This is a genomic window from Phocaeicola faecalis, from assembly GCF_021730445.1.
Taxonomy (GTDB): domain Bacteria; phylum Bacteroidota; class Bacteroidia; order Bacteroidales; family Bacteroidaceae; genus Phocaeicola; species Phocaeicola faecalis.
Genome location: NZ_JADNRM010000008.1, coordinates 160,249 through 171,877, shown reverse-complemented (window position 1 = coordinate 171,877; position 11,629 = coordinate 160,249). Strand labels below are relative to the sequence as shown.

At 43.9% G+C, this 11,629-nt stretch carries 7 protein-coding genes; 3 read left to right on the top strand and 4 right to left on the bottom strand.

Annotated features, from left to right (window positions below; genetic code table 11):
• Positions 1-718 precede the first annotated feature (718 nt).
• The 4 genes from IR173_RS10305 to IR173_RS10290 all read right to left on the bottom strand — a co-directional run bounded on the left by IR173_RS10305 (position 719) and on the right by IR173_RS10290 (position 5,874).
• A complete protein-coding gene (locus tag IR173_RS10305; RefSeq protein ID WP_237039516.1) occupies positions 719-949 on the bottom strand; it encodes a hypothetical protein in 231 nt (76 codons plus the stop codon).
• Between the two features lie 264 nt (positions 950-1,213).
• Positions 1,214-3,529, bottom strand: a complete 2,316-nt coding sequence (locus tag IR173_RS10300) for a glycoside hydrolase family 3 N-terminal domain-containing protein (protein ID WP_237039524.1) — start codon at positions 3,527-3,529, stop codon at positions 1,214-1,216.
• A 106-nt stretch (positions 3,530-3,635) separates the two neighbouring features.
• Positions 3,636-4,817 carry a DUF418 domain-containing protein gene (locus IR173_RS10295; RefSeq protein ID WP_237039515.1) on the bottom strand — a complete coding sequence of 394 codons (1,182 nt, stop codon included), beginning with the start codon at positions 4,815-4,817 and terminating at the stop codon, positions 3,636-3,638.
• A 13-nt stretch (positions 4,818-4,830) separates the two neighbouring features.
• Positions 4,831-5,874 (bottom strand): acyltransferase family protein, encoded by a 1,044-nt coding sequence (locus IR173_RS10290; protein ID WP_237039514.1) that lies wholly within the window; start codon positions 5,872-5,874, stop codon positions 4,831-4,833.
• Positions 5,875-5,982: 108 nt separating this feature from the next.
• Between IR173_RS10290 and IR173_RS10285 the strand changes: the two genes are divergently transcribed.
• The 3 genes from IR173_RS10285 to IR173_RS10275 all read left to right on the top strand — a co-directional run bounded on the left by IR173_RS10285 (position 5,983) and on the right by IR173_RS10275 (position 11,625).
• The gene (locus IR173_RS10285) at positions 5,983-6,156 is read left to right on the top strand and encodes a peptidase associated/transthyretin-like domain-containing protein (protein WP_237039513.1); all 174 of its coding nucleotides are present in this window, start codon (positions 5,983-5,985) and stop codon (positions 6,154-6,156) included.
• A 317-nt stretch (positions 6,157-6,473) separates the two neighbouring features.
• Complete coding sequence (locus IR173_RS10280; RefSeq protein WP_237039512.1) at positions 6,474-7,646, top strand: iron-containing alcohol dehydrogenase; 1,173 nt, start codon at positions 6,474-6,476, stop codon at positions 7,644-7,646.
• Between the two features lie 619 nt (positions 7,647-8,265).
• Positions 8,266-11,625, top strand: coding sequence for a SusC/RagA family TonB-linked outer membrane protein (locus IR173_RS10275; protein WP_237039511.1), 3,360 nt, complete (start codon positions 8,266-8,268; stop codon positions 11,623-11,625).
• The last annotated feature ends 4 nt before the right edge of the window (positions 11,626-11,629 follow it).

Below are 11,629 nucleotides of genomic sequence, written 5' to 3'. Positions count from 1 at the left end.
ATATGACGGAGCCTGACACAATGACATATATACGTGCAGGCTCATGCGTACGTACGTGTAGGCCGATGCGTACGTACGTGTGGGCTGATGCCACCGTATGTGTAGACCGATGCGTACGTACACACTTTACAAACAGGGGGGCAAAATGTGGATAATGCTGTCGTTTCGTGCGTAGGGGTGAGGTTTGCTCGCCCGAAAACAGTTTGTTTTGTGTCTTCGGGCAGGCGAACCCTGCCCCTACAACTGACGATGGGATAGCCCGGTTTAGTTTTGACACACTCCCATGCTGCAAAAAAGACCTTGATGTTTTTTAAAAACCTCAAAGTCTTTTTTAAAAAGGTCGTTGTGTTTTCAGAAAAGCTCGGTATCTTTTTTAANTTGATGTTTTTTAAAAACCTCAAAGTCTTTTTTAAAAAGGTCGTTGTGTTTTCAGAAAAGCTCGGTATCTTTTTTAAAAAGCTCGGTATGTTTTTCATGTAGGGGCAGATTGCATCATCCCCTCATTAAGCCGGTCATCCTTCTTTCCGTTCATCCTTACATTTTAATCAAAACACTCATATAATCAGTCGGTTAAGAATGACAGCACATCCCCTCATCCTCCCTTCAGCCGCGCTTTCCGAGTCCCTTCACAATTTGCCTTCAGCAATTCCCTTGTGTCTCATCTTTTTAGACTACCGTTTTCTGTAGGGGCAGACCCGTGTGTCTGCCTGAGAACAGTTCACTTTAAGCCATTGGGCGGACACATGGGTCCGCCCCTACCGTAAATGAAAGCGTTATAGAAAAAATTAAATCCGGAAGAAATATTACAAATGAAAGGAGGATGAAACGACAATACAGGATGTCCATTCACTACCGGAACCCCTACCAGCAGGGCGTTTCCACGGCCAATGAAAGGAGGAAGGAAGAATCCTTCCTCCGCCACCATGACATCTGCCGTTTTCTCACCCAATATTTACCACCGGTTTCTTCAGCTTCCACTTCGCGATGAAACTCATACCTTTGAGGGTCAAAACAAAAATGACCCTTCCGAGAAAGTGACAGATGGTAACTGCCAAACTTAAAAGAGCCGTATCGCACTCTGTTTCGAGTAATGATACGACTCTTTCTCTTGCTTTTCAGGATGCGCAAGTTTCAGATTCAAAGTTCTTCTTTGGTTTAACTTAGTTCACATTCACCCTCATTAGGCAGCGGCAGGGGACTTTCCCAATGACGTTTATATAACCTCAAAGTTTCCCTCCAAACGGATATCCGCCGATGAAGCTCCAACCATAACTTTGAAACTTCCCGGCTCTACACAGAAGTTCATATTCTTATCCCACAGCCCTAAATCCTGCGGACGAAGTTTAAAACGAACGATTTTTTCCTCTCCCGGTTCCAAAGAGATACGTTCAAAGCCCCTCAGCACTTTCGTGTAGGTAGTGACACTGCTCACTTCGTCACGCAAATAAAGTTGTACCACTTCATCTCCTTTTACCTTGCCCGCATTCTTCACTCGGCAACTTATATTCACTTCGCCCTGCGCCCCCTGTTCCTTAGGAGTTATTTGCAAATCACTATACACAAAAGAAGTATAGCTCAGACCATATCCGAAAGGATAAAGTGCACCATAAACCGAAGTGCTTGCCGGAACATCCGAGCCTGGTTTGAAAGGAAAGGCAAAGGGTATTTGTCCTACTGATTTAGGGAAAGTCACAGCCAGCCTTCCACCCGGATTATAGTCTCCAAACAGAGCCTCAGCCACTACCTGTCCGCAAAATTCGCCGGGAAACCAGGCGTGTAATATCGCCGGAACAGTAGCCGCCGCATAATTAATGGTTGCCGCGCGACCGTCAAGTAACACCAGCACTACCGGTGTGCCTGTGCCCATCACAGCTTTCAGCAACTCCTCCTGACGGCCAGGCAGTTCCAAGCTGGTACGCGAGCGGTCTTCCCTTACCGTCAGTTCATTACCGCCCAGCACCATAATGGCAACTTCTGCATTTTGCGCGGCAGCAACCGCCTCATCCATCAGCCTGCTTTCTTCTTCCGTCTTCGGGAAATCAAGGATTTCACTTTCCGGGAAATGCGGGTCTACAATGTCACACCCTTTCCGATAAACCACCTCTGCATCGGGAAGCATTTCCTTTATTCCCTGAAAAACAGTCTTTATCGGTGCATTGGCGGGTCCGTAACGGCAGATGAGCTGCTTTTTCTCTTCGGCATTCGGACCGATAACGGCCACTTTCCGAATCGACTTGGACAAGGGCAGCATCTCTTTCTCATTCTTAAGCAAAACCAATGACTGACGGGCTGCATCAAGTGCCACCGCCTGATGCTCTTTGCTATGTACAATCTTCTCGGCCAGTTTTCCATCACCGCGATACGGATGGTCGAACAGCCCCAACCAAAACTTTACACGAAGAATTTCCGCCACACGCTTGTCCACCGTATCAAAGGAAATCTTTCCATCGGCAATAGCTTTACGCAAAGGAATTATAAACTCATCGGGAGCGGTAAAATTAGTACGCACATTCAGACCGGCATTGACACACTGCGCAATACCGTCTTCGTATGTATCAGCCACCTTATGTTTGCCTGCAACAAACTCCACTGCCTCACTGTCAGAAACCACATAGCCCTTGAATCCCCATTCCTGACGTAAAATTTCGGTCAGGAAATGATAACTTCCACTAATCGGCTCACCGTCATAATCATTATAAGAGCTCATCACACCCAGAGCACCCGCATCCTGAAAAGCCACCCGGAAAGGCTCCAGATAAAGCGTTCTCATTTCGCGCGGTGCCACATGGGGATCGGTACGTGTCTGCCCGTCACGTCCGCCCACAGGAATACTGTAAACGGCAAAATGCTTGGGAGTGGCAACCAAATTATACTTTTGAAGGGTAGTTACCATTTGTTTACCCAGTTGTCCCACCAGATAGGGATCTTCACCATACGTTTCCACACAGCGTCCCCAGCGGGGGTCTTGCGAAATATCCAAAATGGGAGAATAGATATTGGTATACCCCAAAGCATCGGCTTCCAGCGCCTCCACTTCGGCAATACGCGCAATCAGTTCTTTATTCCAAGTAGCACCTTGTCCACACTGGGCCGGGAAATACGTGGCACGGTCGTGGCACAGTCCGCGTATCCCTTCATTCGTAAAATCAACCGGAATGCCCAGACGGGTCTCTTCAATGAACCAACGCTGGATGGTATGCTTTGTATCTACATGCTTGGTATAAGGAAAAGCATACTCTGAACGGAACTTGCCAAGACCGTTATGCTCTTCATCAATATTTCCAATACCGTCTTTCCATATTTCGTTTTTCCAACTTTCTTGAGGCAATGCGTCTTTCAGAATGCGTCCCGAACCATAAAGTGTAGCCATCTGGCAAGTTTTCTCATCAAGGGTCATCTGACTCAACAAGTCCTGCACACGAGCTTCCAATGGAGCTTTGGGATTTTCATAAATATCCATCACTCCATTCTTATTAAAGTCAATCCAGCCTTTATGATAAATACTTTTTTGAGGAGATGCCGCACTCATCTGAGAGTGAGTACATAAAGCCAACAAGCCTAATAATGCAATTTGGTTTTTCATACGTAAATATTTTTTCATTATTCGATATGCGTGTCTTACTTTCTGCAACAAATCACTTGTTTGCTCCCAACCATGTCCATTTATGCCAAATGCCTTCCAGCGGTCCTTGTTTGTGACTCTTCAACCACCATTTGCAGAAATAAACTTGCAAGAAGAAGAGTACAAACCCGATAATCAGACTGAGCGTATAGCCACAATAAGGAGCGAGATACAATCCGAATGGGAAATAAATGATAGCTCCGGCAATGGATTGCCCAATGTAATTACTCAAACTCATTTTTCCATAAAAGCGAAGATTGGACACAAACTTCTTGAAACCTTCCTTTTGATAAAGCAACACAAAAGATGCAACCAGCACTACCGTGAATGCAAACTTCTGCCACATATCGAAAGCCGTTCCTACTGTTCCCTGAACAAGCGGACTGCCACTTACCATCACCAATTCTTTCAACTGAAACAACGGAGCAAATGCGATGGCAGAGATAATGAGTGCCTTCACCCAAAAACGTGTATTGGCCTCGGAAGAAACAAAAAGCTGCTTACGGCCGATATACAGTCCCATCAGAAACAAGCCGGCAGTCTGCCAAAAGCGACCGGCCCCCAATGCCCAATACAAGCTGGCTTTCTGTCCCAAAGTGATATTCCCCCATATAAACTCTCCAAAGTTTCCTTCTTTCGTATAAGCTGCCACTTCCTGATACATCGGTCCTACTCCCAAATCGGGCAACGTATGCGAAGGGTCGAACAGACTGACTATATAATGATACCACTCTACGGGTTGCAAAAGGAACAGGATAGCCGTAAGCAAAATGGCACAATCACTCCACTTGCGCACCACAAACAATACGACACCCACTACAACAAACAGCAACAGGACATCTCCTGCCGGAAAAAAAGCAGCATTAACAGTAGCAAAAACGGCTAATAAGACTAGACGCCAAAGGAAGCGATAGCCAAAATCCTTCCCTTTCCGTTGCTGGTTGGCCGACTGAATATAGAATGTAAACCCGAACAGCAAAGCAAAAATAGCATAAGCTTTTCCGGCAAACAAAGAAAAAGTAATGTTAAAGACTCCGTCATTCAGAATATTCAACCATCCGGGGTCTCCTGTAGGATAAACCGGAAAGATAAAATGTTCCAAGTTATGTACTAGGAGAATTGCCATCACAGCAAATCCCCTCAAAGCATCTACCACCTCAATACGCGGCAGTTTTTCTGATAATTGTTTTTCCATGAAATAGTTATTGTTATTTATTTAAAATTCGTTTTACCAAGCGGTTGGCCGGTTTCTCAAAATAATAATAAGAAAGCAGGCTCAATGCGATAGTAACTGCAAAGATAAGCGGGATACTGATATACAGGCTGATGTGCCAATCGTATGTTTGCGCCAATTCCACATAAGCCAGTATAACCCACAAATGAATCAGATAAAAGCTGTAACTGATATCACCGCCGACAACCAGATATTTATTGGATAGAATGCGGGAAAGGAACCCTTTCTGCAAAGAGAATATCAACAGAACCAACGAAATCGGAATCCAATAATAACAGGAATAACGGTATACCTTGGGGACCAAGTCCTCCGAAACCATATAAAACAGCAGGAAGATACATACCGCCCCAACTTCGAGCAATGAAGCTGTAGAAAAAGACAACTGTTTGGAACGGCACCATTCATAGACCCGATACAGCAACATACCCACCAGAAAATCAGGGAATCGGGCCAATGGATTCACATACCAATAACCACGGATATTCGCCTCATCCGTCAGTGACATCAGCGTAGGAACCACCACGGCACAAACTAGCAAGACTCCCACCAACCGCTGCTTTTTATAAAATAACAGGGCTAAAAACGGAAACAAGAAATAAAACAACTGCTCACACCCCAAACTCCAGGAAGGACTGTCGAAATAAAAGAAGTAATCCATCCGAGGAACAAAAGGATGCAAAAGGAACAGTGCAGGAATAAAATGCCTCAATCCTTCCCCCCAACCCATCGGATGCAACAGATTACCTATCACGGCCACTCCCAATAAGGTCGCTATATGCAATGGATAGATACGGGCAATTCGTGCCACCCAAAACTGACGTTTCGACACTTTCCGCTCCACCAGCTTCTGCTGATAATTATAAGCGATAATAAAGCCGCTCAATATAAAGAAGAAACTCACGCCCACAAACCCCTCTTTATAGAAATGAGTTGAAAAGGTGGAATCAACGACATAACAATGCGCCCCGAAAACCATCAGCGCAAAAAAGAGCCGTAAGGAAGTTAATGTATTAATCATAGTAGCATTCTTTTCTCACATGTAAGCGTGCAAATATAGTGAATTTATATGGGGTATCTCTATTTACGCTAATTGTTTCGTTGCAGAATTACGAGACTAAGTCTGTTTATGACATGTCTATGCCTTTCTATCACAGCACAGAATCTGACACAAACCATCAGAGGCATAGTGACCGACAAGGCATCCGCCACCCCTATCGCCTATGCCACCATCCAGGTAGAAGATACCCCCACAAAGGAACTGTTACAGACAATCGGGATATCTTTTTCGAAGAATTTGTGACAAGGAAACGAAAAAAGAATCCATAAACACAAAATAACGCTTAACAGATTCTTAACTAACGTTCAGAATGACAGACTATAGACAATATCATCAGCGTTCTGACAGCCCTTACCAAAAACTGGATATTAAAAAGAGGGACTTGAATTCACTCTCTTCGACAAAGTCCTGTGAATGGGAGTTTACAAACATATCTATCTCAAACTGAATAAAGAAAAGGAGTAAAACCCGGCAGTATGTAAAATTTAACAATTTACTTAAACACCAAAACTATTATTTTCCTACATTTGTTATCAGTGAAACTTTAAATACGAAAGAACATGAAAGCAAATCCTGTATTTAGTTTGTACATCCCTACCAAACTGATATTCGGTTGTGGGGAAATCAATAAGTTATCAAGTGAAAAATTACCGGGTAAGAAAGCATTGGTTGTTATTTCTGCGGGCACTTCCATGCGAAAATATGGATATCTGCAAAAAGTACTCGCCCAACTGAGATTGAATCATGTAGAGACGGTAGTTTACGATAAAATACTTCCCAACCCAATCAAAGAACATGTAATGGAAGCAGCTGCCATCTGTCGCGAAGAAAGATGTGACTTTGTGGTCGGACTGGGAGGAGGAAGTTCTATTGACTCCGCCAAGAGTATCGCTGTAATGGCATGCAATGACGGTGATTATTGGGATTACGTTTCAGGAGGGACAGGTAAAGGACGCCCCATCAGCAAGGCTCTACCTATTATAGCCATTCCCACAACAGCGGGCACGGGCACCGAAATGGATCCGTGGACAGTAATCACCCATGAAACAGCACAAGAGAAAATAGGTTTCGGTTCTCCCCTCACCTATCCTACCCTTTCCATTGTAGACCCTGAATTAATGGTATCCATCCCACCCAAGCTTACTGCCTTTCAAGGGTTTGATGCTTTTTTCCACGCTGCCGAAGGTTTCATTGCCAACTGTGCGACTCCTATCAGTGACCTATATGCATTGGAAGCTATCCGCTTATTATACAAATACTTGCCGGTAGCCGTAGCCGACGGCCAAAACCTGAAAGCACGCGCCAAGGTTGCCTGGGCAAGCACACTGGCCGGAATGGTAGAATCCACCTCCAGTTGCACTTCCGAACATTCGCTGGAACATGCCATGAGTGCCTACTATCCGCAACTGCCTCACGGAGCCGGACTGATAGCACTTTCTGAAGCCTACTTTGAAACTTTCCGCCACGACTGCACCAAACGTTACATGAAGATGGCCGAAGTGATGACCGAAAAGAAGAGTAATCGTGCATCCGATTTCATCGACGCACTGATAACAATGCAAAAAGAATGTGGCGTGAACCACTTAAAATTAAGTGAGTATGGCATCCGGCCCGATGACTTCCCTAGAATATTGCAGAACGCACGCGACACGATGGGAGGCTTGTTCACACTTGATCCGCGTCCCATAACCGACGATGAGATACTGGAAATATTAGAAAAGTCTTATAGATAATATATAAGAAGAGGTCGAAACCCTCATAAGCTAAAAGTCACCCTCGCCACAGGTAGTTGTAGCGAGGGTGATTTCGATAAAAGGAGAGTTTTGACACATTTACTTCTTCCATTATATTTATATTCTTCTACATTCTCCAGGTTCAAGGAACCTCATATATAGACCACACGCGCCTACCTCTCTCCCTCTCTTTATCTCCCAATTTCCCATTATCCAGAGGAAGCTCATGCCACGACATTTTAATCATTTACTAAGTTCTTTTAGAACTCTGCAACATTGCCACAAGACCTGTATACCATTTGACGGAGTATATATATAGGTGTAATATGGCTTTTGTATCTACCATAATTCTACCTAATTATGCAATATTGGTGGATAATATTTTATCTATCTACAGCCGAATAAGATTATTTATATAAGATTTAGAGATGATATGCGTTCAATATTGATAAAATATTGGGTATATATTAAAAATAATTTCTTAAATATGCTTGCATTAATAAATAATATAATATATTTGCAGCGTAAACCTAAATACAAATTATTGCAGAGTTCTAAAAGAACTTAATTAGAAAATAATTTCTTGCTATAATAAACACTAATAAAAAAAATCACAGCTATGTTAAAAAGGCTAAAGTCAGTCAGTACGTTGCTGTTCTTAATGGGCGTCTCTACAGGAACAGCTTACGCGGTTGCCGAACCCGGTATAACCGACGTGAAAATCACACAACAAAATGGCTCTTGTACCGGTATTGTGAAAGACACAACAGGTGAAACCGTTATTGGTGCATCTGTAGTAGTAAAAGGTACAACAAACGGAACAATCACCGGCATTGACGGTGACTTCTCTCTGAGTAACGTGAAGAAAGGGGATATCATCCAGATTTCTTTCGTTGGATATAAAACAACAGAAGTAAAATGGAATGGCCAGCCTCTAAATGTTACATTGAAAGACGATACAGAAATGCTGGGAGAGGTTGTGGTTACCGGTTATGGTGGTCAACAATTGCGCACCAAAGTAACGAACTCAATTTCTAAAGTAAAACAGGAAAGTTTGAACGTAGGTATGCACTCCAATCCTGCACAAGCATTGTCTGGTGCCGTAGCCGGCTTGAAGGTTATCCAGTCATCAGGTAGTCCCGGTGCAACTCCTACGATTATTTTGCGTGGTGGTACCAACTTGGATGGAACCGGTTCTCCACTTGTTGTAGTAGACGGACAGCTCAGAGACTCTATGAGTGACATCAACCCTGAAGACATTGAGTCTATGGATGTATTAAAGGATGCCGGTGCTACTGCACTTTACGGTGCACGTGCCAGTAACGGTGTAATCCTTATTACCACCAAAAGAGGTAAAGCTGGTTTCCGCGAAATTAATTTCAAGGCCAAATTAGGTTTGAGCTATGCACGCACTCCCTATGAATTTTTGGAAGCAGGCGAATATATTAAAGCGATGCGTAAAGCACACTGGGATGCCGGACACTTATTCCAAGACAAAGAAGGAAAGACTAAAACTTACTGGACAGGTTATGAAAACTACCTGAATGGTAAGCAACCTTTCGGTACCGGAAACAATCTGGATCAGGATATTTACAGTACTCAGTTCTTAAACGAGGACAACAAATATCTGCTAGGTAGAGGATGGCAGACAGTGACAGACCCTATTACCGGCAAAGAAATTTTATACAAGAATACAGATGTAGATAAATATAACCTGAATAATCCCGCATTCTCACAGGACTACAACATCAATATGTCCGGTGGTAATGACCGTGGTACCTACTACGCCGGTTTGGGATACAACCGTCAGGAAGGTGTTCCCGTTAATACATTCTACGAACGCTATTCATTCATTACCAATGCCAGTTATAAAATCGCAGACTGGCTTACTTCCACTTCGTCACTGAACTATAACCGTGCCAACTGGAAGAACATGCCCGGTTCCAATGGTTCAGAGTTGAACTATTTCGGACGAGTACGCTCACTTCCTCCTACTGTTCTTTTCGAAGATGAAGAAGGCAACATGAAACTAGGCCCGGGTACCGCCGACGGTAATCAAATGTATCAACCCGACCAATGGTGGAATGATAATCAGAGCGATAAGTTCACAATGAGCCAATCCTTCAAGATTGATTTCCTGAAAAATCTGTCATTAACAGCCAACATGAACTGGTATTACTCTGAGACATATCAAGAAAGCTTCACAAAGGATTATGAAAATACTCCCGGAAACTTTGTGCGCACAAGATCGGCTACAGCTTATTATGACCGCGATTTCCGCCAAACTTACAATGCTGTGTTGAACTATAACGAAACCTTCTTCCGCGACCATCATGTAGAAGTGATGTTGGGTATGGAATACTACAACAAGTACAAACGCGGATTTGAGGCAAAAGGTCAGGGCGCACCTACCGATGACCTTCCTGACCTGTCACTGACCGATAAGGGCGAAGGCAAGCGTACTATCAATTCATGGCACGAAAAGCAACGTATCCTGTCATTCTTCGGACGCTTAAATTATGATTTTAAAGACAAATACCTATTGTCATTCGTCTTCCGCCGCGATGGTTACTCTTCTCTGTTGGGCGACAACCGTTGGGGATTCTTCCCCGGAGTATCTGCCGGATGGATTTTCGGACGTGAAGACTTCATTAAAGACGCTATTCCCGTAATGTCATTCGGTAAATTGCGTGCCAGCTACGGTATCAACGGTAATGCATCAGGTATTGGTGCCTATACCTTGCAGGGAAGCTACGCTTCAAGCAATAGCAGCGGCTCATTCAACTATAACGGAAATACGTCTTATCTGATTACAGGACTTCCTAACCCGAACTTGAGATGGGAAAAGACTGCCACCTTTGAAGTAGGTGCGGACATGAGCTTCTTTGCCAACCGACTGAATACTAACCTGACATACTACAATCGACTGACATCAGACAAATATGCAGCGTTAAGTTTCCCTACCTCTACCGGTTTCTCATCCGTAACAAACAATAACGGTGAGTTCCGTAACCAAGGTATCGAAATAGAACTTTCAGGAAAAATTATCGATAACAAGGACTGGACATGGAGTGCCTCGGGAAATATCGCATTCAATAAGAATAAAATCGTTTCATTACCAGACAATGGCATGGAAAGAAACCGTATCAATGCATTCCAAGTATATACAGGAAACGGAGATGAGAAAAAATGGGTAGGCGGACAGCAAGAAGGTCAGGAACCGGGCATGCTTTATTTATACCAAGCGGATGGCATTTACCGTTCATACGATGAAATCCCGGGTAACTTGGTGAGAAAGTATGGTTCCAGAACCTACTATGGCCCTGAAGCATGGAACAAACTGACAGCCGACCAACAGAATGCTACCACAAACTTCCCCATCCAACCGGGTGACACGAAGTTCCATGACGTGAATAAAGACGGCGTAATCGATGAATTCGATAAAGTAAAAGTAGGAGCTACCTCTCCACGCTGGACCGGCGGTTTCAACACTACCCTCAGATGGAAAAACTTCCAACTATACGGACGCTTTGACTATGCCCTAGGCTTCTGGTTGTATGAAAACAGTGGATCACAAAGTACCACTCCATGGTTCATGGGATGTTACCAAGGAACCTACAATACCCCCACAATGTACTATGACACTTGGTCAGAAAGCAATCCGAACGCCAAATACCCGCGTTACCTGTTTGCCGACCAAAACGGAAAGAACAACTATATCGCATCTACCATGTTTGCATACAGAGGCGACTACTTGGCTATCCGCGAAATCTCGCTGAGCTATTCATTGCCTGAATCTGTAGCCAAAATGTTGAAGATGCAACGTGCCGAAGTCTCTATTACAGGACAGAACCTAGGTTACATCACCGGTGCGAAAAACGTAGGTTCTCCCGAAGCCAACCCGAAAGATAACGGTGCAGTCGGACAAGGCTATTCATTGCCGCGTACCATTTTATTTGGGGTTAACTTAACATTCTAATCTA